Source organism: Cytobacillus sp. S13-E01, from assembly GCF_029193815.1.
Classification (GTDB): domain Bacteria; phylum Bacillota; class Bacilli; order Bacillales; family Bacillaceae_L; genus Bacillus_BV.
Genome location: NZ_JARFVC010000001.1, coordinates 333016 through 355921, shown reverse-complemented (window position 1 = coordinate 355921; position 22906 = coordinate 333016). Strand labels below are relative to the sequence as shown.

General features: G+C 37.3%; 21 protein-coding genes. All 21 read left to right on the top strand.

Features of this window, described 5'->3' with window-relative positions; genetic code table 11:
- Positions 1-4: 4 nt before the first annotated feature.
- Positions 5-757 carry an SDR family NAD(P)-dependent oxidoreductase gene (locus PY093_RS01720; protein ID WP_275644127.1) on the top strand — a complete coding sequence of 251 codons (753 nt, stop codon included), beginning with the start codon at positions 5-7 and terminating at the stop codon, positions 755-757.
- Between the two features lie 102 nt (positions 758-859).
- Positions 860-2479: a long-chain-fatty-acid--CoA ligase gene (locus PY093_RS01715; protein WP_275644126.1), complete on the top strand. Its 1620-nt coding sequence runs from the start codon at positions 860-862 to the stop codon at positions 2477-2479.
- Between the two features lie 137 nt (positions 2480-2616).
- Positions 2617-3180, top strand: a complete 564-nt coding sequence (locus tag PY093_RS01710; protein WP_275644125.1) for a TetR/AcrR family transcriptional regulator — start codon at positions 2617-2619, stop codon at positions 3178-3180.
- Between the two features lie 210 nt (positions 3181-3390).
- The gene (locus PY093_RS01705; RefSeq protein WP_275644124.1) at positions 3391-4275 is read left to right on the top strand and encodes a 3-hydroxyacyl-CoA dehydrogenase family protein; all 885 of its coding nucleotides are present in this window, start codon (positions 3391-3393) and stop codon (positions 4273-4275) included.
- The gene (locus PY093_RS01700; protein WP_275644123.1) at positions 4275-5054 is read left to right on the top strand and encodes an enoyl-CoA hydratase; all 780 of its coding nucleotides are present in this window, start codon (positions 4275-4277) and stop codon (positions 5052-5054) included. Before PY093_RS01705 ends, PY093_RS01700 begins: the two co-directional genes overlap by 1 nt.
- Before the next feature lie 25 nt (positions 5055-5079).
- Positions 5080-5484 carry an acyl-CoA thioesterase gene (locus PY093_RS01695; RefSeq protein ID WP_275644122.1) on the top strand — a complete coding sequence of 135 codons (405 nt, stop codon included), beginning with the start codon at positions 5080-5082 and terminating at the stop codon, positions 5482-5484.
- A gap of 35 nt (positions 5485-5519) precedes the next feature.
- Positions 5520-6581, top strand: a complete 1062-nt coding sequence (locus tag PY093_RS01690; RefSeq protein WP_275644121.1) for a phosphotransferase family protein — start codon at positions 5520-5522, stop codon at positions 6579-6581.
- 48 nt (positions 6582-6629) lie between these two features.
- Positions 6630-7355, top strand: a complete 726-nt coding sequence (locus PY093_RS01685; RefSeq protein ID WP_275644120.1) for a 2-phosphosulfolactate phosphatase — start codon at positions 6630-6632, stop codon at positions 7353-7355.
- A 13-nt stretch (positions 7356-7368) separates the two neighbouring features.
- Positions 7369-9141 carry an acyl-CoA dehydrogenase family protein gene (locus PY093_RS01680; protein WP_275644119.1) on the top strand — a complete coding sequence of 591 codons (1773 nt, stop codon included), beginning with the start codon at positions 7369-7371 and terminating at the stop codon, positions 9139-9141.
- 40 nt (positions 9142-9181) lie between these two features.
- Complete coding sequence (locus tag PY093_RS01675; RefSeq protein WP_275644118.1) at positions 9182-9967, top strand: SDR family NAD(P)-dependent oxidoreductase; 786 nt, start codon at positions 9182-9184, stop codon at positions 9965-9967.
- A gap of 81 nt (positions 9968-10048) precedes the next feature.
- The gene (locus PY093_RS01670) at positions 10049-10828 is read left to right on the top strand and encodes an enoyl-CoA hydratase/isomerase family protein (RefSeq protein ID WP_275644117.1); all 780 of its coding nucleotides are present in this window, start codon (positions 10049-10051) and stop codon (positions 10826-10828) included.
- A gap of 14 nt (positions 10829-10842) precedes the next feature.
- A complete protein-coding gene (locus PY093_RS01665) occupies positions 10843-11817 on the top strand; it encodes a quinone oxidoreductase family protein (RefSeq protein WP_275644116.1) in 975 nt (324 codons plus the stop codon).
- A gap of 551 nt (positions 11818-12368) precedes the next feature.
- Positions 12369-13232, top strand: a complete 864-nt coding sequence (locus PY093_RS01660; protein ID WP_275644115.1) for a branched-chain amino acid ABC transporter permease — start codon at positions 12369-12371, stop codon at positions 13230-13232.
- The gene (locus PY093_RS01655; RefSeq protein WP_275644114.1) at positions 13232-14230 is read left to right on the top strand and encodes a branched-chain amino acid ABC transporter permease; all 999 of its coding nucleotides are present in this window, start codon (positions 13232-13234) and stop codon (positions 14228-14230) included. The genes PY093_RS01660 and PY093_RS01655 overlap by 1 nt, the downstream gene beginning before the upstream one ends.
- Positions 14230-15003, top strand: a complete 774-nt coding sequence (locus PY093_RS01650; protein WP_275644113.1) for an ABC transporter ATP-binding protein — start codon at positions 14230-14232, stop codon at positions 15001-15003. Before PY093_RS01655 ends, PY093_RS01650 begins: the two co-directional genes overlap by 1 nt.
- Positions 14987-15694 carry an ABC transporter ATP-binding protein gene (locus tag PY093_RS01645; RefSeq protein ID WP_275644112.1) on the top strand — a complete coding sequence of 236 codons (708 nt, stop codon included), beginning with the start codon at positions 14987-14989 and terminating at the stop codon, positions 15692-15694. Before PY093_RS01650 ends, PY093_RS01645 begins: the two co-directional genes overlap by 17 nt.
- A gap of 99 nt (positions 15695-15793) precedes the next feature.
- Positions 15794-17011 (top strand): ABC transporter substrate-binding protein, encoded by a 1218-nt coding sequence (locus PY093_RS01640; RefSeq protein ID WP_275644111.1) that lies wholly within the window; start codon positions 15794-15796, stop codon positions 17009-17011.
- A 79-nt stretch (positions 17012-17090) separates the two neighbouring features.
- A complete protein-coding gene (locus PY093_RS01635) occupies positions 17091-18050 on the top strand; it encodes an alpha/beta hydrolase (protein ID WP_275644110.1) in 960 nt (319 codons plus the stop codon).
- Positions 18050-19723 carry a long-chain fatty acid--CoA ligase gene (locus PY093_RS01630; RefSeq protein ID WP_275644109.1) on the top strand — a complete coding sequence of 558 codons (1674 nt, stop codon included), beginning with the start codon at positions 18050-18052 and terminating at the stop codon, positions 19721-19723. The genes PY093_RS01635 and PY093_RS01630 overlap by 1 nt, the downstream gene beginning before the upstream one ends.
- A gap of 5 nt (positions 19724-19728) precedes the next feature.
- Entirely contained in the window at positions 19729-20730 is a 1002-nt protein-coding gene (locus PY093_RS01625) for a phosphotriesterase family protein (protein WP_275644108.1), read from the top strand.
- Positions 20731-20900: 170 nt separating this feature from the next.
- Complete coding sequence (locus PY093_RS01620; RefSeq protein WP_275644107.1) at positions 20901-22793, top strand: PAS domain S-box protein; 1893 nt, start codon at positions 20901-20903, stop codon at positions 22791-22793.
- The last annotated feature ends 113 nt before the right edge of the window (positions 22794-22906 follow it).

The following is a 22906-nucleotide window of genomic DNA, read 5'->3' as shown; positions in this document are numbered from 1 at the left end:
ACTCATGAAACTGAAGGAGAAAGTTGCAATTGTAACTGGTGGTGGCGGTGGAATCGGCCGTGCCACCGCACTCCTATTTGCAAAAGAAGGAGCACAAATAGTAGTTTCCGACATAAACGAAGAAAAAGGATATGAAACGGTTAATCGGATTTTAGAAGAAGGTGGTAAGGCCGCATTTATAAAAGCGAATGTTGCACAACCGAAGGAAGTTGAAGAACTAGTAAACTTTACTGTTTCTGAATTTGGTGGAATCGATATATTATTTAACAATGCTGGTATTGGTAATTCCGAAGTGCGTATCGCAGACCTGTCGATTGAAGAATGGGATAGTGTTATCGATATAAATCTTAAAGCTGTATTTCTAGGAATTAAATATGCAATTCCGCATATTGAAAAGCGCGGGGGAGGATCGATTATCAATACTTCTAGCCTCTTGGGATTCAAAGGGAAAAAATATATGGCTCCTTACAATGCTTCTAAGGGTGGTGTCGTTTTACTTACACAAAACGCAGCACTAGAATATGGAAAGAATAATATTAGAGTGAATGCAGTTGCACCAGGAATTATCGATACAGCGATTATCGACGGGTGGAAAAATGACGAACGCAAATGGCCTTATATCTCAAAAGCAAATGCGCTAGGAAGAATTGGTTTACCTGAAGAAGTTGCAGCTGCTGTATTATTTTTAGCCTCTGATGATGCATCTTTTATCACGGGAACAACTATTCACGTGGACGGTGGGGGACTTACCTTTTAATATTGATGGACGATTGTTCTTTACTTGAGGCAAAAGTAATATAGATAAAGTAGTAGATTCACCTTTCATCCTTTTAACAAACTAAAAAATGGAGGCGTTTACATGTCTGAAAAAAATTGGCTAGAGCATTATCCTGAAACTGTTCAAAAGGAATTAGAAATTCCAAATATCTCTGTACAACAAATGCTCCTAGATTCTACTGCTAAGTATCCTCAAAATGAAGCAATCATCTTTTATCACAAACGAATGACATATGCTGAAGTAACTGGCTTATCACAGGCATTTACATCAGCATTGCAAGCAAATGGCGTCCAAAAAGGTGACCGTGTCGCTGTCATGTTACCTAATTGCCCACAATATGTAATTTCATATTTCGGAACTTTAATGGCTGGTGGTATTATTACTCAAGTCAATCCGATGCTTGTTGAAAGAGAATTACAATATATTCTGGAAGATTCAGGAGCAGAAACAATTGTTATTCTTGATGCACTATACCCACGCCTAAAATCAATACAAGATCAAACGAACGTGAAAAATGTAATTGTGGTTAGTTTACAGCCGACAGAAACTAGGTTCGCTCCTGACAGATCATTTGAGGAGTTCATGCGCTCGGCAACTGGTAACGTTACACCAGTTGATATTGACCCTGCACATGATCTTGCAGTTCTTCAATATACAGGTGGTACGACAGGCCGTTCAAAAGGAGCAATGCTAACACATCGTAATTTAGTTGCTAACGTTTTACAATCCTATGAATTTTTTAAAGAGTCATTTGAGCCGGGTAAGGATAAATGCTTAACAGTTATTCCTTTATTCCACGTTTTTGGAATGACTTCAGGGATGAACCTATCAATATATTGTGGTGCTAGTAACGTATTATTGCCACGTTTTGATTTAGAGGAATTGTTGCAAACTATTAAAAGGGAGCAACCAACTTCGTTCCCAGGAGTACCAACAATGTATGTAGCTATTACAAACCATCCAAAAGCTGAAGAATATGGGATAGATAGTATTAGAGTTTGCAACAGTGGCAGTGCTCCTATGCCTGTGGAACTATTACGTGAATTTGAAGGCAAAACAGGAGCGAAAATCCTTGAAGGATATGGATTATCAGAGGCAGCACCAACAACTCACTGTAATCCGATGTTTGCTGCAAGAAAACCAGGAAGTGTTGGAATCGGATTCCCTTCTACAGAATATAAAATAGTAGACTTGGCTACTGGTACTACCGAAGTTGAAGTTGGTGAACTAGGAGAGGTAGTCATTAAGGGTCCTCAGGTAATGAAGGGTTATTGGAATATGCCTGAAGAAACAGCTAACACATTACGAGACGGCTGGTTATTCACTGGCGATATTGCACGTGTCGATGAAGATGGGTTTCTTTATATTGTTGATCGGAAAAAGGATATGATTATCGCTGGTGGTTATAATATTTACCCTCGTGATGTTGAAGAAGTTTTGTATGAGCATCCTGCAGTTCAAGAAGCTGTAGTAATTGGCGTACCAGACAAATATCGTGGTGAAACAGTAAAAGCTGTTGTTGTCTTAAAGTCTGGAAAGAGTGCGACTGAAGAAGAAGTAAAAGCATTTTGTAAAGAAAACATGGCTGCTTACCGAGTACCGACTATAGTTGAATTCAGAGATCAACTGCCAAAAACTAGTGTTGGGAAAATATTACGTAGGGCTCTAAGAGATGAGGTTAATGTCAACGCATCAAATTAAATAAATCGGTTTCTATAGAATAATGGCTACCTTTAGGTAGCCAAATTCATAATAAATATGTTTTCGTAAGAATCAAGAGGAGATGAAAAGTATGTTATAATTTTGTTTGGAAAAATACAGAATTGTGAGGCTATGTCATGAAGGAAAGAATTACAGAGCAAAGTAAAGCGTTATTTGAAAAAAAGGGATTTACGGAAACATCAATACAAGATATTGTTGATTCTCTTGGGGTAACAAAAGGAACATTTTATTATTATTTTTCTAGTAAAGAAGAACTGTTAATGGATATTCATATTCGTTACATCGAAAACTTATTGCACTTACAAGCTAAGATCTTGGCAGATACATCAAAGGATTGCAAAACAAAACTTTATGAAATTGTCTACATGTTAATTCATATTATTGAAGAACAAGGTGCGAGTGCACGTGTATTTTTTCGAGAACTGAGAAATTTAAATGAAGAGCACCTTTCGCAAATATTGCCTAAGCGTGATCAATTTAGATTGAATCTCCAAACCTTACTGGAACAGGGTGTGAAAGATGGAGAGTTTAGGGGTGACCTCTCAGTTGAAATCGTAACGTTTGGTATACTCGGTATTACCAACTGGAGTTATAATTGGTTTAACCCGAAAGGAAAACTCAAAGACAAAGAAGTAGCAAGAATTTTTGTTGAGATGATTTTAAATGGAATTGAGGATTAAACTTAAAGAAAACGTACGGTAAAGACAGTTTCGTAGTTGCACTTTTACATTCAATTTTTGGAAATAAATTCTGATTAGCTAAAATAAACTGTAGGGAATCCCGAATGTTAGGAAGGGGTTCCTAATTACATATAGAATAAATTACTATAGTCAAAATTTTTTTTACAGTGAACATACTGACTGGTTAGTAAAAAGATAGGAGGAATTAATTTGAACACTATAGAAATAAAAAATATAACCGTTCTAGGTGCAGGACAAATGGGTCACCAAATTGGAATGCTTAGCGCGCTTGGGGGATATGAAACAACCATTCAAGATCTTAATGAAGCAGCCCTGCAAAATGCGAAAGATAAATTAGAATCTATTATGAGTAAATGGATCCTAAAAGGAAAAATTTCAGAAGATCAAAAGCTAGCAGCATTCAGCCGTTTATCTTTTACAACTAGTTTAGAGAATGCAGCAAAACAAGCTGACTTCGTAATTGAAGCTATTGTAGAAAAGCTTGATATAAAAAGAGAAGTCTTTAAAAAACTCGATGAAATTACACCGAAACATGCAATTTTAGCATCTAACAGTTCAACAATTGTAAATTCATTGATTGCAGAAAAAACAAATCGAGCAGATAAAATTTGTAATATGCACTTCTTTTTCCCACCACTGGTTATGGATTGTGTTGAGGTTGTTATGAGTGAAAAGACATCGGAAGAAACTGCCATGCTTACAATGGATGTTTGTAAGCAATTAAATCGCACGGGAGTCTTACTTCGAAAAGAAATTTCCGGATTTGTAGCTAATCGGATTCTAGGAGCTTTACAGCGTGAGGCAGTAAGTTTATTTGAGCAAGGTATCTGTGATTATAAAGATATCGATATTATTTGTAGGAAGGCTTTAAATCATCCAATTGGTCCCTTTGAACTGATGGATTTGTCAGGAATAGACGTTGGATATTATGTAATGGAACAACGCTTTGCTGAAACAGGTGATTTAGCTGATAAACCACCTGTGTGTATCGAGGAAAAAATAAAAGCTGGCCACCTTGGTCGTAAAACGGGTAAAGGCTTTTATGATTATCCAAAAGAAGGAGTGAAGAGTTAATGACACTGTTTGTTCAAGTTGAAAAAGCCGAAAAAGTAGCCATTGTTACTATAAATAATCCCCCTCTAAATGTCATGAACACGTTAGTTGTGCAAGAGCTTAATGAAGTTTTTTCAGGTTTTGAATATGACGATGAAGTTGTAGCAGTAATTATTACAGGTTATGGTAACAAAGCTTTCATGGCAGGTGCTGACATAAAAGAATTTCCTCAATTAATAGGTAAGGCAAACTTAAAGCCAACGTTTATGGAATCACATGCAGTATTAAATCGAATAGACAATTTTCCAAAGCCGACCATTGCCGTTTTAAACGGTTTAACACTGGGGGGTGGCTGTGAATTAGCGCTAACCTGTGATATTCGAATTGCTGAAGAGCATGCTCAGTTAGGTTTACCTGAAATTAAGCTTGGTTTGTTCCCTGGTGGTGGTGGTACACAACGCCTACCTAGACTAGTAGGTGAGTCAAAAGCAAAAGAGCTTATGTTCACTGGGGATGCCATTACAGCGCAAACCGCTGAAAAAATTGGCCTAGTGAATTCAGTCGTTCCAACAGGTGAGGGGTTACAAACAGCAAAAGATTTAGCAAAAAAGATAAGTAGACACTCACTACAAGCTCTTTCTCGTATTAAAAGAGCCGTGGATGAGGGAGCGGATTTATCACTTGAGAAAAGTATTGAACGAGAAGCAGAGTTGTTTGAAGAAGTATTTCAAACAGAAGACATTAAAGAAGGTGTGCAGGCATTTATCGAAAAAAGAAGACCTACGTTCTCGAATAGATAGAATAGTAATCTAGGGAGATGATCTCATGAAGCATATATCAAAGATAACGGTTCGATTTGGTGAAACGGATGCACTTGGTCACATAAATAATTCAAGTTATTTTATTTACTTAGAGGAAGCACGGATCCGATTTTTTGAATCTATCGGGTATAACATGAATACAAAAACATGGAACTTTATACTTGCTTCAACAAAATGTGATTTTGTTGATCAAGGTTACTTTAATCAACTATTAAAAGTCACAACGAATGTTTCAAGAATTGGAAACAAGAGCTTTCAACTGGATCATGATATTTTGGACGATCATACTGGAAGCTTAATAGCTCAAGCAAATGCAATCATTGTCTATTTTGACTTTGAAAAACAGCAGAGTGAAGTAATACCAGAGCTATTAAAAGTTGAGCTTGAACGCCATCTCGCAGTTAGTTAACTATTTGTAAATCATAAGAAAGGGGAGGGGTATTGATGACAAATAATGTAAAAGATACAATTCCTGTTCGTAAGGGGGAAGAATTAGATACAGCAATTCTTGAAAATTTCCTAAGAGAACAAATAGTAGATTTGCCTTCAGGGGACCTTACGATCGAACAATTTGGAGCAGGGCATTCTAATTTAACCTATCAATTAACGATTGGTGAATGGACAGCTGTTCTTAGACGCCCGCCACTTGGGCCTGTTGCACCAAAGGCACATGATATGAACAGGGAGTTTAGAATTATTTCAGAGCTATACCCTGTTTTTTCACTAGCTCCAAAACCTTTTCTTTTTTCCGATGACACTAATATAGTAGGCAGTCCGTTTTTTATCATGGAGCGTAAGAATGGGATTGTGTTAGATACAAGTTTTCCAGAACACATTGAACCAACACATGAAGTGTGTAGAAAAATTTCAAAGACAATGGTTGATACGCTTGTTCAGCTACATGATATTGATTATTCTAGGACAGGATTAAAAGAAATCAGTCAGCCAAATGGCTTTATGGAACGACAAGTTCATGGGTGGATTTCTAGATATGAACGTTCGATAACCGATGAGATACCTGAAGTTGAGAAGCTTAAAAAATGGATGGTAAATAATATCCCTGCATCTCCTACCCCAACGGTCATTCATTATGATTTTAAACTTAATAATGCAATGTTTTCAGAGGACTTAACGAAAATGGTTGGATTATTTGATTGGGAAATGACAACAATAGGTGATCCACTTGTTGATTTAGGCGCTACAATGAGTTACTGGATTCAAGCCGATGACCCAGACTTGCTAAAACGCGGTTTAGGTAAACCACCTGTAACAGTAAATGATGGATTTTACACACGAACTGAATTTATCGAAGAATATGCAAAAAAGAGTGGCAGAGATGTATCAACAATAAATTTTTATTTAACCTTTGCTTACTTTAAGCTAGCTGTAATTTGTCAGCAAATTTACTATCGATATAAAAAAGGCCAAACAAATGATAAACGGTTTGCTCATTTTAATCACACTGTTAAAAGTTTAATTCAATATGCATTGCAGGCATCTTATTAAGGGTGTGGTGTGAATCAATCTCATAGCTAGTTTGAAAGGGTGCTTACCATGCCAAAACTCCATCTTCTCATGAAGAAGGAAGAAATTGATGAAGAAAAAATGAAGGATAATAAAATCGCTGTCGTATTTGATGTACTTCTAGCTACATCGACGATAACCTCTGGGCTATATTTTGGAGCAAAAGAAGTCATTCCAGTCTTAAATGGTGAAGCTGCGAAAAAAGAGGCGGAAGGTAGAATCAGAGATAGTTACGCCTTGGTAGGCGAGTATGAAGGTGTAACAATTGAAGGATTTCTTGACCCAAACCCACTAAAGCTTAAAGAACATATTAAAGACAAGACAATGATACTATCAACTACAAATGGAACAGTTGCGATTAATAAAGCATCCGAAGCAAAAAAGGTGTATATCTGCTCACTTCTAAATGGAAGTGCAGTAGCAGACACAATCAATAGACTACATAAAGATGAAACGCTTGTTGTAATTTGCTCGGGTTCAGGTGGAGAGTTTTGTATTGAAGATTTCTATGGTGCAGGGTATTTCCTTGATTGCTTACTTAATAACGCTGATAACCAGTGGAATTTAACCGACGCAGCATTGTCTGCCTTACTCTTTTATAGGGGAAACCATCAGAAAAGTGATGAAGTATTACTCACCTCTCGAGTTGGGCAAATGCTTTCAAAATATGGGTTTGAAGAAGAAGTTCAATTTGTTGGAAAACACGGATTTTTACCTATCGTACCTTATTTATCTAAAGGCAAAGTTGTTGTATAGGAGGAGATTAGAAGTGGAGAAAACAAGAACGAATGTTGCAGGTGCTACCTTTTTATTCACAGAACTAGAAGTAGATCAATTGTTTACTCCTGAGGATTTTACAGATGAACATAAAATGATTGCTTCTACGGCAAAGCAATTTATTGAAAAAGAAGTAGATCCCTATAATGAAGCGATTGAAAATCAAGATTTTAATAGAGTAGTTAGGCTACTTCATAAAGCAGGAGACCTTGGTCTTCTGGCACATAGTATCCCTGAGGCATATGGTGGTTTGGGATTAGATAAGATAAGCAAAGGTTTAGTTGGCGAAGTAATTGGAAGAGCAGGCGGATATGGGGTTGCACATTCAAACCACACATGTATAGCGACACTTCCAATTACTTACTTTGGTACACCAGAGCAAAAAGCGAAATATCTACCCAAGCTTGCTTCTGGTGAATATCTAGGAGCGTATTGTTTAACCGAGCCTGGCTCAGGTTCAGATGCTCTTGCAGCTAAAACAACGGCTAGATTGAATGAAGAGGGTACTCACTATCTATTAAACGGAACAAAGTTATATATTACAAATGCAGTTTTTTCAGACACTTTTATCGTATATGCAAAAGTAGATGGAACTAAATTTACTGCATTTATTGTTGAAAAGGACTTTCCAGGATTGTCACTAGGTCCAGAAGAAAAGAAAATGGGCATTAAAGGCTCTTCAACTAGATCTGTGATCTTTGAAGATTGCATAGTACCAGTAGATAACCTACTTGGAGAGGTAGGTAAAGGTCATGTTATAGCATTAAATGTTCTTAACCTTGGTCGGTTTAACTTAGGATCAGCTTGTATGGGTGCAGGTAAATATGGCCTTCATTTAGCATTAAAATTCACAAATGAGCGGATACAGTTTGGGAAGGCTATCGCAGAATTTGGAGCTACAAAAGAAAAAATAGCGAAAATGGCGTCACGAATTTATGCGGCAGAATCAATCCAATATCGTACTGCTCATTTGATAGAGGACGCCTTAGGTGATTTATACGATTCTACTGATCTGGAATTAGTAGGTAAAAGAATGATGGAATATGCAACAGAGTGTGCGATTTGTAAAGTGTATGGCTCAGAAACGTTAGATCAAGTTGCAGATGAGGCTCTTCAGCTGCATGGTGGGGCAGGTTTTATTAAAGAATACAGAGTTGAACAAATGTACAGGGATTCTAGAATCAATCGTATATTTGAGGGAACAAACGAAATCAATCGATTACTAATTCCTACACATTTGTTTAGAAAAGCGGTAAAAGGAGAAATACATTTAGAGGAAGTGGTTCAAAAAGCAGTGCTCGAACTACAAGAACCAAAAACAAACTTTGATGGTCCACTAGCTAGGGAGCTTGAAGCAGTAGCGTCGATTAGACGAATTTTCCTACTTTGTGCAGGTGTTGTATATGAGGCCTATGGTGCAAGTCTTCAAGACGAACAAGAAGCTCTAATGAAGTTAGCAGACATCGCAATTAATCTATTTGCTGCCGAATCTGTGGTACTTCGTTCTCTAAAGGCAATCAATAAAAATGGACTGGAAAAAGAAGTTTTTAAAGAAAAATTGGCGATTGCATTTATTAATGATGTGGTATTAGAAGTTGAAGTGTCTGCTAGAAAGCTAGTAACAACTGCAATAGAAGGAGTTAAACTGCAACAAACAATAGGACTTATTATTAAAAATTTAAGTCGCTTCCAAAATGAAGGAGCTGCCAAGTATAACCGAGAGATTGCAGAAGTATTAGCCCAGACAGAACTATATACCAATTAGTGTTCACCTTAAGCTTTCGTAATGTAAGGGAGGATGTAAAATGACAAGATTTTCACAAACCGTTTCTGTAGTAACTGGAGCAGGTAGTGGGATTGGCGAATATACTGCGATTCGTCTTGCGAATGAGGGATCTAAGGTAATCTTGGTTGGCAGAACAAGATCAAAGCTTGAAAGAGTGGCAAATAAAATTAATGAAACCAGTAAAATACCAACGGCTGACCTATTTGTTGCTGATGTAACAAGTGAAGAGGATGTTAATGAACTAGCCGCCTTTATAGAAGGCAATTATGGGAATTTACACATAGTTGTTAATAATGCTGGTGGGTCTTTGCAATCAAAAATACTTGAAACAACCTCTCAAGATTGGGACTTAGTTCAAGAAACCAATCTGAAAAGCGTATTTCTTGTTTCTAAGGCACTTGGAAAGGTAATGGTCGATGCAAGTAATAAAGAAAGTGATGATGAGCGAAGAGACCGTTCAATCGTAAATATTGCTTCGTTATCTGGACATAAAGCGGGATCCCATATACCACACTATAGTTCGGCTAAAGCAGCTGTTATCAATTTTACTAGGGCTTTAGCGCTTGAATTAGCACCACATGGTATTCGGGTGAATTCTGTTTCACCGGGATTTGTTGAGACCCCTTTAACAGAACAGGGTCTGCAAAATGAGCATTTCGTAGAAGCGATTAAGAGAAGTACGGCATTAAGACGTGTTGGAAGGCCGGAGGAGATTGCAAATATTATTACATTCGTGGCTTCTCAGGAGGCATCTTATATGACTGGTTCAGATGTGCTAGCAGATGGTGGTTGGCTAATAAAATAAAATTTAAAAAAAAACGGGAAATAGCAGTATGTTATTTTCGAGTAGTTTTCACAATTAAAACGATAATCAAGGAGGTAACTTATGACGAACGAACATTTAATCGTATCCGCCCAAGGTCCAGTGTTGTCACTCACCTTAAATCGTCCAGATAGCTTAAACGCATTTAGTCCAGAGATGATTTTAGGACTAACGGAGGCCTTTAAAGCTGCTGGCGAAAATGACGAAATTCGAGTGGTTGTTTTATCTGGAGCTGGTAGGTCCTTTACAGCAGGTGGAGATGTAAAAACAATGGGGGAAGCTTCTCCTGTTCAAGTATATGATCATATTGGAAAATTGAATGAATGTATTCTAGCGATGAAGAAACTTGAAAAACCAATAATTGCTGCTGTACATGGCTTTGCGGCGGGTGCTGGTTTTAACTTAGCGTTAGCGTGTGACATTATCGTTGCAGCTGAAGATAGTAAATTTGCGTTAAGTTTTTCACAGGTAGGGTTGATTTCAGATGGTGGCGGATTGTATTTCCTTCCAAGAATGATAGGACCGTATCGCGCAAAACAATTATTCTTTAGTGGAGAACCTATTACTGCAAAAACTGCAAATGAATATGGAATTGTAAATTATTTATTCCAAGCGGAAGGCTTACAGGAAGGAACAATGAAGCTTGCTACTAAACTAGCTGCTGGACCAAGTAAAGCATATGGGATGATTAAAAAAATAGCTGATCAATCGTTTGTAGCAAGTCTTGATGAAATTCTTGAACAAGAACGAATTACGCAAACATTAATGGTGCAAACAGTGGACCACCTTGAAGGTGTAACAGCTTTTAAAGAAAAAAGAAGACCGATTTTTAAAGGGAAATAAAGGAGATGAAATTCATGAAAGCTATTCAATTAACTGAATTTGGTGGACCAGAAGTTCTAAGATTTGTTGAGGTTGAAAGACCAACACCAAATGCAAATGAAGTACTGATAGAAGTGAAAGCAGTAGGAGTAAATTATGCAGATACAGCACGAAGAGAAGGTCAATATGTTATAAATACACCATTGCCTTTTATTCCAGGTGCAGAGGTTGCTGGTGTGATTGTTGAAGTAGGTGAGAATGTAACTTCAGTTAAAGTCGGAACACGTGTAGTTACCCTAATCGATTCTAATGGCTATGCGGACTATGCAGTTGCTCATGAACGCTCGTTAATTCCTTTACCCGAAGGAGTAGACTTTAATTATGCAGTTGCTCTTCCACTACAAGGGTTAAGTGCTTATCACATTTTAAAAACGATGGGGAGAATTGAAAAGGGCGAAACTGTGTTAATTCACGCAGCTGCTGGGGGAGTTGGGACAATTGCTATTCAACTTGCGAAGTTATTTGGAGCGGGTTCAGTGATTGCAACAGCTAGTTCAGATGAAAAGCTGGCTTTAGCTAGTGAGCTTGGAGCTGATCAACTAGTTAACTACACAACAGAAGGCTGGGAAAAACAGGTCCTTGCTTATACAAATGGAAAAGGTGTTGACGTTGCCCTCGAAATGGCTGGTGGTGATATCTTTCAGAAAACAGTAGCTTGCCTCGCACCATTTGGGAGGATTGTTATTTATGGTGTTGCTAGTGGTGAGCAAAGCAGGCTGTACCCATCATCATTAATGGCAAAGAATCAGTCAGTTATAGGCTTTTTCTTACCACAAATAATGAGAAAGCCTTCCCTATTTCAGGCAAGCTTACAGGAGCTTTTATCATATGTAAAGAATGGTCAGTTAAAGCTAACTATTGGCGGCGTGTACAAATTAGAAGAGGCAGCATCTGTTCATGAACTACTTCAAGGAAGAAAAACAAAAGGAAAACTAATCTTAGTACCTTAAAGAAAACTCGCCGAGTGGCGAGCCCAAAGGGCGAAGACAGAGGCGTAGTTGCACTTATACGTTTTAGAATTTATGGATATAAATTCTGATTAGCTAAGAAAAGCGCATGGGCGCTCTGCGCTTTTCTTAAAAGATAAGAAAGTATAAAAATTTGTACCAAGTTTTAGTGTCTAGCTCCGGGCGCCATCGACTCGAGGTCATAAGCCAATCCGTCCGGAAGGTAAAGAACAACCTTCCAGCCTGCTTGTCTTATGCTTGTCGCCGATAGGCGGGCGCCCTGCGCTTTTCTTACTTCTGCTAGACACATTTTCAAACCAAGCTATACAGTTTGCTCCATTTTGGAAGGGCATTTATATAGAGTATGGCTCTACTTTCAGTCTGCACATCATTATTTGTTTAATAGCAATTATTGTGTATTATCAAGTAGCCGCACTAGAAAAAAGTAAAAAAGACAAAGGGACGCTTAAAATTAACTGAATATAAAAAATACTCAGTTAGGTAACTGGGGTATTCTCAAATTATCCTTAAATTAATCTGCGAGGAGTGAAAGAATGGAGCTATTATTTCAACAACTGTTAAATGGCCTAACCATTGGAAGCGTTTACAGTCTTGTTGCATTAGGACTTACATTAGTATTTGGAATATTGCATGTTCCGAATTTTGCTCATGGCGCATTTTACATGATTGGTGCGTATTTTACGTTACTTCTTATGACAAATGCTGGTATGAATTACTGGATTGCCATGTTTCTCTCTATTATACTAGTAGCCTTAATTGGCATTTTATGTGAGAGGTTTGTTTTTCAAAAGCTTGGAAATCTTAATCCCATGAGAGTTATGGTGGCTGCAATTGGGATCCTGATGTTTTTAGAATCACTAGCCCAATTAGTATGGGGAACAGAATATCGACGAATGCCTTCACCATACGAGGATATTGTTACGGTATTCGGCTTAACGGTAACTGTTCAAAGGATATTAATCATTATTGCTGCGATCATTCTAATGGTTGCTCTTCATTTGTTCCTTACACGTACGATGGTAGGCGCTTCAATTATTGCGATGGCTCAAAATCGTGAAGGCGCATTTTTAGTAGGAATTAACTCAAATCAAGTTGCTATGTTAACTTTTGCAATTGCTGGAGGTTTAGCTGCAGCAGCAGCTTCGCTTGCTTCACCTATCAATCTCGTTTTTCCAACAATGGGTAATCTCGTTATTATGAAAGCATTTGTCATCATTATTATTGGCGGTATGGGGAGTATACCTGGAGCAATCGTAGGAGGATTTTTACTTGGCTTGTCAGAAAGTCTTGGTGCTACCTATCTTTCTAATGATTACAAAGACATCATTGCATTCATGCTATTAGTTGTTATTTTGACGGTAAAACCAACTGGATTATTTTCTAAGGGGGTTCATTAATGGGGAGAGTATTTTCTAATAAAAACGTCCTTTTGATTTTGTTAGTATTAGCCATTCTATTCCCGTTGGTTACTCAAAATAATTACTATAATCAAGTTATGATTCTCGTGTTTATTTGGTCAATTGCGGTTTATGGATTGAATATTATTTCCGGATACACTGGCCAATTGTCACTCGCTCATGCAGGTTTTTTCGCAATTGGTGCATATTCTTTAGGATTACTTACGGTTAAAGCAGGTATGAACTTTTGGCTAGCCTTTCCATTAGCCTGTCTTATATCTGGGGTTGCAGGCCTACTAGTTGGAATAGTTGCTTTACGAACAAGAAGTCACTTTTTTGCAATTTATACGATGTGTGTAGGAGTTATTATTTATTTGATTATTGATAAATGGGACGATTTAACAGGTGGTGTTCGTGGATTAATTGGGATTCCATCACCAGATGCTATTGGTCCAATCACATTTACAAACATCGTTTCACAATATTACTTAGTTCTATTCTTTTTAATACTTACAATCTTCATTGTAAAGAGAATTGCTCATTCCTTATTCGGGAGAACTTTGGTTGCGATTAGGAATAGTGAAGAACTGGCAAGGACAATTGGAATTTCTATTATGAAAAACCAACTGCTTGCGTTTGCATTATCCTCATTCTTTGCGGGACTTGCTGGAGCTTTGTATTCATCATTTATTCGATTTATTGGACCAGATATTTCAGCAATTACGGTCACATTTGAATTGCTATTGTACTTGCTAGTAGGTGGAATTGGTACACTTACAGGGCCGATATTAGGAACTTTCTTAGTTGTATGGCTAACGCAATCACTGCAATTCTTAGAGGAATATCGAATGGTTTTATTCGGACCGATTGTTGTCTTAATTATGCTCTTTTACCCTAGAGGTCTGGTTGGAGGTTATGTTGATTTAAAACATTATCTCAATCGAAAAAAGTCTAAAAAGGTTAAAAATGTTAACTCAAACATAGAGGAGGCCGGATAATGTTAGTGAAAATAGAAAACCTCACAAAATCCTTCGGCGGTCTAACGGCGGTCCATGATGTGGACCTTGAAGTGGAGAAAGGGAAAATAACTGCAATTATTGGTCCAAATGGAGCTGGAAAGTCTACTTTTTTCAATTTAATAAGTGGCTTTCATCCTCCGACTTCAGGAAATATTACGTTCAAAGGTGAAAATATTACAAAGCTTTCACCAAATAAGGTTGCTAAATTAGGAATTGGTAGAACCTTTCAGACAACCAATCTTTTTTCTCAGGCTACCGTGCTAGATAATGTGATAATCGGAAATCGTTTACGTACGAAATCTGGTATTTTCGATGCGATTTTTCGAACAAAGCGTGAAAAACGTGAAGAGCAAGAATGTCTAGATAAGGCAGTAGAAGCATTAGACTTCGTTGGAGTGTCTCATTTAGCCTATGAACCAATCGGACTGATTTCACAGGAGGCCCAAAAAAGGGTCGCATTTGCATTAGCCTTAGCGACAAGTCCAGAACTAGTTTTACTTGATGAACCGGCTGCAGGTGTTAACCCTGATGAAACTGACGGATTAGCAGAATTAATTGAAAAAATGGCGAAGCATGGTGTAACAATTTGCCTCATTGAACACAAAATGCAAATGATTATGAATCTAGCAAATAAAATAATGGTTTTAAATCATGGCAAAAAAATTGCGGAAGGAACACCTTCAGAAATTAAAAACAATGAACATGTCATTGAAGCATATCTAGGAGGTAGCAAAAATGCTAAAACTAGCTAATGTTTCTGTAAACTATGGTCAATTTCAAGCTTTAAAGGATATAAATATGGAGGTAAACCAAGGAGAACTCGTTGTTTTATTAGGTGCAAATGGGGCTGGTAAAAGTACTTTATTTCGCACGATATCAGGACTTTCAAAACCAGAAAATGGGGAAATTCACTTTATTGATGAGCAAATAGGCGGCAAGTCTCCCCATAAGCTAGTTCACAAAGGAATCGTGCAGTGCGCTGAAGGAAGAAAATTATTCTCTGATATGTCCGTCTATGAAAATTTGAAAATGGGTGGCTATGTGTATCGAAGAAACAAAGCACTTTTAAAACAGGAATTAGAACAAGTTTATGAGCTGTTTCCAATTTTGCATGATAAGCGAAACCAGCCTGCAGGTTCTTTAAGTGGTGGACAACAACAGATGTTAGCGATAGGCCGTGCATTAATGTCAAATCCAAAATTATTAATGTTTGATGAACCTTCTCTAGGGCTTGCCCCTTTAATTGTTGAACAAATGTTTACGATTATTCAACAAATAAATGAGAAAGGTACGACAGTATTGTTAGCAGAACAAAATGCAAATGCAGCCCTGCAGGTTTCAAACCGTGGCTATGTTATTGAAAACGGAAGAATTGTTCTTGTTGGGTCTAAGGAGGAGCTATTTAATAATGATCAAGTAAGGAAAGCATATATTGGTGCATAAATCTTTAATCCTTACTACTAAGGAGGTGATCCTGTCTTTTTTCAACTTCTTAGAGTTGCGTAATCTTTACTTGATACCTAATTAAAAGGGGGAAACCAAATGAAAAAATTATTTTCATTCGTACTGTTTCTAGTCTTTATTTTAATGCTGGCAGCTTGTTCTAGTGGTACAAATACACCAGCATCACCAGCGACAAATGATCCTCAACCTACAGAAGAAGAAAAAGAAGAACCTGCAACAACCGAAGCGAAAGTTGTAAACATCGGGTTTAGTGGCCCATTAAGCGGACCAGCAGCCTTTTATGGAGAAAACACACTTAGTGGTGTAACGATGGCGGCCGATGAAATCAATGAAACAGGGTTTGAAGTGAATGGAGAGACTTATAAAATTAATGTAGTGAAACTAGATGACAAATACTTACCGAATGAAACGGCAACAAACGCAAGAAGACTCGTTCAGGAAAATCAGACACCTATTATTTTCGTACCTCATAGTGGCGGTATTTTCGCAACCCAAGTGTTTAATGAGCAAGAAAACTTTATAATCAGTGCTTATACGAGTGAGCCAAAGGTACAAGACCAGAATAATCCTTTAACACTTAGTATTCCACCTGCTTATAGTGCTTACCCAGAGCCATTTACAAAATATCAGATGGAGCGTTTTGGGAAGAAGTTAGCCGTATTACCTACGGCTACTCAGTATGGAAAAGACTGGACAGAAACAATTGTTCCAGTATGGGAAGAAAATGGGGGAGAAGTGGTATTCGAGGGATCGATTGACTTTAGTAAAGATACTGACTTTTTCACAATTGTTACAAACGCGTTGAGTAAAAACCCAGATGTATTATTCGTTGGTGGACCATCACAACCGACAGCACTAGTTATTAAACAAGCACGTGAGCTTGGCTTTAAAGGTGGCTTTATGATCATGGACCAAGCAAAATTTGAAGAAATGGAGCCAGTCCTTGGTGGTTACGATTTATTTGAGGGAGCAGTAGGAACAATGCCTATTTATATAAGTGATGCTCCTGGTGGTCAAACGTTTAGAGCTAAGTATGAAGAAGAGTTTGGTAGAATCCCAACAGCTGAAGGTGCGTTTAACTATCAAACATTACATGTCTTAGTAAAGGCAATGCAAGCAGCAGGTACTGTCTCAGATCCTAAGAAAATTATGGAAAATGTTGAAGCTGGAATTGATGCTCTAGAAGATGAGCAAATGGTATGGCATCTTACTGGTTTAGATAACGGTAGATTTAACTGGAAGCCTTCTGTAGCAGCAATTGAAAACGGTGAATTTGTGAATATTGGCGGCGAATAAAAAGAATATGTTCTCCTACAAGACAAAATTAAGAGTTTTGTAGGAGAGCACTAAGTAAAGATGGGAAAGGGGTATTTAAATGACATTAGATCCACAAGCGAAAGTATTACTTGATATGATGGCTGCAGCAGGAGCACCTGCATTGGAAACTCTCTCTCCAAAACTCGCTCGTGAGGCCTTTGGAGTTTCACAAGAGAGGTTACGTTATGGTGTACCAGAAATACCAGTTTACAAAATTGAAAATAAAACAATTGAAGGGGCTAATGGTGATATTGACATTAGAATATATACACCAAAAGGAGAAGGACCACTTCCTGTACTTGTTTATTTTCATGGCGGTGGCTGGGTTATTGGAGACTTAGATAGTCATGATCCTCTATGTCGAGAAATTGCAAATACAGCCCAGTGTGTGGTTGTTTCTGTTGATTATAGCCTAGCGCCAGAACATAAATTTCCAACTGCCGTAAATGATGCGTTTGCAGCAACGAAATGGGTATATGAAAATGCTGGGTCCATTAATGTTGATTCTTCGAGATTAGCTGTGGGTGGCGATAGTGCCGGTGGAAATTTAGCTGCTGCCGTTTCTTATCTTGCTAAGCAAGAAGGTGCACCAAGTATAACTTATCAAGTACTCCTATATCCCGCAACCAATTTCGGAAATACAGAATCTTATCAATTGTTTTCAGAGGGATATTTTTTAACAAAATCTGCTATGAACTGGTTTAGAGATTGTTATTTAAATGGTCCCGAAGATGTTAGAAATCCGCTTGCTGCACCATTACAAATTGAGGATAAACGTGATTTGCCGCGAGCATTAATCATTACTGCAGGATTTGATCCACTTCGTGATGAAGGTAAAGCATATGCTGATTCTTTGTCTGGGGCTGGAGTTGAAACTGAATATAAATGCTATGACGGTATGATTCATGGTTTTGTTAGTATGTTTGCACTTCTTGATCAAGGTAAAGTAGCAGTTGAGCATGTAGGAAATTCTTTAAGAGGAGTGTTTGAAGCAAAAGTGAAAGACGAGGTGAAATAATGAATCAAAATCATTTTGAATTTTGGCCTAAACGGTTATCCAAAACATTAACTGTGCCCAAAACAACGTTGTTCGATAATTTTGAAGTGTCAGCCAGGAGGTATCCTTCAAAAGAGGCACTGAACTATTATGGAACAACAATCACCTACAGTGAGTTGTATGAAGATGTAATCTCGCTTGCGGGTTATCTTGAACATAAAATGGGTGTTAAAGCAGGTGAACATGTTCTTTTATTTATGCAAAATTCACCCCAATTTATAATCGCCTTTCATGCAATCATACGCTTAAGAGCTGTTGTTGTACCTATTAACCCTATGAATACATCAGAAGAACTAGCTTTTTACGTGAAGGATTGTGCTGTAAAACATGCTTTGGTCGGTCAAGAACTGTTTGAAAGAGTTGAGCCACTCTTAACAACAACGCCATTAAAAGACGTAATAGTTGCTGCTTACTCTGATTATGTTGGTACAAGTGAGCAAGATGGCAGTCTTCCTCAAGAAGTAAGCTGTCCTAGGTTAACATTTGCACAGTCTACTTATTTTGTTTGGAATGATTGCTTAGATGCCAGGTACGTACCCAGAGAAAATAAAGGAAAATCAACTGATATCGCCGTGCTCCCATATACTTCAGGGACAACTGGATTGCCTAAAGGGTGTATTCATACAAACGAAACAGTCCAGGCAAATGTAGTGAGTGCCTACCACTGGATGAATGGGACTTCTGATGCGGTTTGTTTAATGACTTTACCATTATTCCATGTTACTGGAATGGTCCATAGTATGCTTGCTCCAATCTACTCTGGAGCGACAGTGGTTGTGATGACCCGTTGGGACCGAGAATATGCTGCAAAAATAATTGAACATACGAAAACTACTCATTGGGTCAATATAAGTACGATGTTGATTGATTTCCTATCAAATCCAACCCTATCAAATTATGATATTTCATCACTTTCTGGCATTTCTGGTGGAGGAGCCCCTCTCCCTGAAGCTGTTGGAGAGAAATTATTTAACTTGACAGGCTTACGTTTTGTTGAAGGTTATGGTTTATCAGAAACGATATCACAAACACATTTTAATCCACCAGATCGACCGAAGTTGCAGTGTCTGGGTATTCCATCATTTGATGTGGATGCTAGAATAATTGATCCTGTAAGTTTAGTGGAAGTAGATACTGGAGAAATAGGCGAAATTGTTGTTAATGGCCCACAGCTATTTAAAGGCTACTATAATCGAGAGGACGAAAATAGAAGTTCCTTCATGAAAATTGGTGGGAAGCGTTTTTTTAGAACAGGTGATATTGCTAGAGTGGATGAGGAAGGGTACTTTTTTATCGTTGATCGTGTAAAACGAATGATTAACGCTTCAGGCTATAAAGTTTGGCCAACCGAGGTTGAATCGCTTTTATATAAACACCCCGCTGTCCAACAAGCGTGTGTTGTAGGAGTACCTGACGAAAGAAGAGGTGAAACAGTCAAAGCATTTATCATATTACAAACTAACTATGAGGGGAAAATTGCTGAACAAGAAATAATCGCATGGTCGAAGGAACAAATGGCTGCCTATAAATATCCACGAAACATAGAATTTAAAAAAACCTTCCCCACAACAAGTAGCGGGAAAATTCTATGGCGAAAACTGCAGGAAGAAGAATTAACTAAAATTAAGGGGTGAATGGGATGACTGAAACAATTGAAACGGTAACAGGCCCTATTGAAGTAGACCAATTGGGTAAAACATTAATTCACGAACACTTTATATTTGGATATCCTGGATTTCAAGGGGATAGCACACTTGGTGGATTCAATAAGAAAGAAGCCATGGAAGTAGGAGTTACAATTGCTATGCAACTAATGAGCTATGGAGTTAGAACTGTGGTTGATCCTACTCCTAATGAATGTGGTAGAAATCCAGAATTCCTTCGTGAACTCTCAGAACAAACAGGACTTCAGATTATTTGTGGAACTGGCTATTATTATGAGGGAGAAGGGGCAACACCGTACTTTAAATTCCGCCAGGCTCTAGGGACAGCCGAACAAGAGATTTATGAAATGTTCATGAAGGAACTGACAGAGGGCATTGGTGATACAGGAATCAAGCCAGGCATTATTAAATTGGCAAGCAGTAAAGATGTCATTACAGAATATGAGCAAATGTTTTTTAGAGCAGGAGCAAGAGCTCAAAAGGAAACAGGTGCGATCATAGTAACTCATACTCAAGAAGGAACAATGGGACCAGAGCAAGCACAATTGTTAGTTGAGCTTGGAGTAAATCCAAGTAAAATAGTAATTGGCCATATGTGTGGCAATACCGAACCTTCCTACCATAAAAGAACACTAGCAACAGGAGTTAATATTGCTTTTGATCGCTTTGGTATCCAAGGAATGGTAGGTACTCCATTTGATAAAGATAGAGTAGAAACGCTTTTAGCATTGCTAAATGAAGGCTATGAGGACAAAATTATGCTTTCACATGATACAGTTAATGTGTGGTTAGGGCGCCCTCCAATAATACCTGCACCAATTCAAGAAATCATGGCAAACTGGCAGCCAACCCATCTCTTTGAAAATATCATTCCCCAACTAAGGGAAAAAGGGATCACAGAAGGAACGATTGATAAATTGTTTATCCATAATGCTAAAACACTATTTTCAAAAAAATCAGTTGATATTAAAAATTAAACGATTGAAATAGAAAGGGCTGGGACTTATATCCTAGGTCCTTTTTATTTCCTAAAAAACTCTAGCAAAATAAGCATTAATTCCTATAGCTTGATTAAATTTTCTAAACTAAGGTAGTAATATAAGTGTTGTTAAGAGCCTATGATATATAAAGGTGGGTAGTTAAACCAATGAGCCAAGAATTAAAAGCAGCATCAAAGAAATTGAATTGTTTAAATCATTCCGATCCAGAGAGTAATTCAATACATATAATCCTAACAGTAACGTTAAGTGGTAAGGTTTTGTACATATCATCAGGCTGTGAAGAATTACTAGGATTCCAGCAAACTGAGGTCATTGGTTCATACATTAAAAACTATATTCATGAAGATGACCAGTTTTTAGTAGAAAGCTACTTTTTTAAGAATACAGAAAAGGTACCTTGTGCATTTAGAATGAAAGATAAAAATGGAAATTTTTATTGGGTCAGTGGTAAAATAGACACGGTGAAAAAGTCCCATTTTGATAAAATAGAAGAAATTCTATTTCAGATTACGTTTATTGATATGGAAGATGACCGTAAACGTATATCAGCCCCTAAACTAGAAATATTACATAAAAATAATAAGCCTGAAATGTCATCCTTTGAAATGCTCCTATTTAATGCTGATGCTTTAACACTAGTGGAAGTATCACCATTTGCAGTTATTCTAGCAAAGTACGGTAAGGTGATTTATGTAAACGAGGCTGCCAAAAGGTTACTAGGTGCAAAAGACAAGGAACAAATAATAGGCCATACAATCTACGATTTTGCACTTGAACAATTTCATAGTGTAATAGAAAAACGAATCCATTCAATCCAAGATGGTGGACGCCAGGTAGGAGTCAATGAAGAAAAGTGGAAAAGGCTTGATGATTTTATCATTGATGTAGAAGTTCGATTGCTTTCTACCTTTATAAATAATAATCATTATGAATATTTTGTTTTAGATGATATTTCATCAAGAAAAAGCTTTCAAGATATCCTTCAAAAAAGTAGAGAACGCTATCAAAAAATTGTACATAATTCAATTGATATGATAGCTGTTGTTTTTGAAAGTAAATGGGTTTTTATTAATGAATCAGGTGTGAAGATGTTTGGTGCAAAAAGCTATACTGACATGCTTGGGAAGGATATTTTTACGTTTTTAGATTCTTGTGATCATACTAGAATGAATGAAATGATAAAAACTGTTTTGGTTGAAAAGAAGGAAGTTAAGCTAAAAAAACAATCATGGTTGACCTTAGCTGGTAGAGAGTTATATGCAGAACAAATTTGTTTACCGACAACATACTTCGGTGAACCAGCTGTTCAAATAATCATTCGGGATATTTCAGACCGCAAACAAGCAGAGGAATTGATGTTGAAATCTGAAAAACTATCAATTGCTGGTCAGTTGGCTGCCGGTATTGCCCATGAAATTAGAAATCCGCTAACTGCGATAAAAGGCTTCTTTCAGCTTTTACAAACCGAGCAAAAACCACAGTATTATGAAAGTATTGATTCAGAATTAAATCGAATTGAATTTATTTTAAGTGAGCTGCTCGTTCTTGCAAAACCAACTGAAGTTCAATTTTGTTGTACTAATATACAATCGGTTTTAAAAGATGTAGCTACTCTGCTAGATACACAAGCAATACTTCGAAACATTCAAATCCAACTTGATTTTTCTACACAAGAACTGCTGATCATGTGTGACGAAAATCAGTTAAAACAAGTATTCATAAATTTAATAAAAAACGGAATTGATGCGATGCCTGATGGGGGTGCTATTACTATTACAACAGCAATTTCGGACGGAAATGTAGAAATTATCGTTCGAGATGAAGGAATAGGTATTCCAGAGGAATTACTAACTAAAGTTGGCGAACCATTTTATACAACAAAAGAAAAGGGTACAGGGTTGGGACTGATGGTAAGCTATAAAATTATTGAAAATCATCAGGGCACGATAACTGTTTCAAGCACTTTAAATAAAGGTACTACATTTAAACTTTTATTACCTTTATATCACAAAAATACAAAGTCTAACAAAGACCATTGATGTAGCATTTGTCGATGGTCTTCTTTTTACTACTAAAAAACAATGAAGATAAACAGAACAAGAAAATTTCATTGAAAAATTTAGTTCTTAAAGAACTAAACTCTTTATAAACT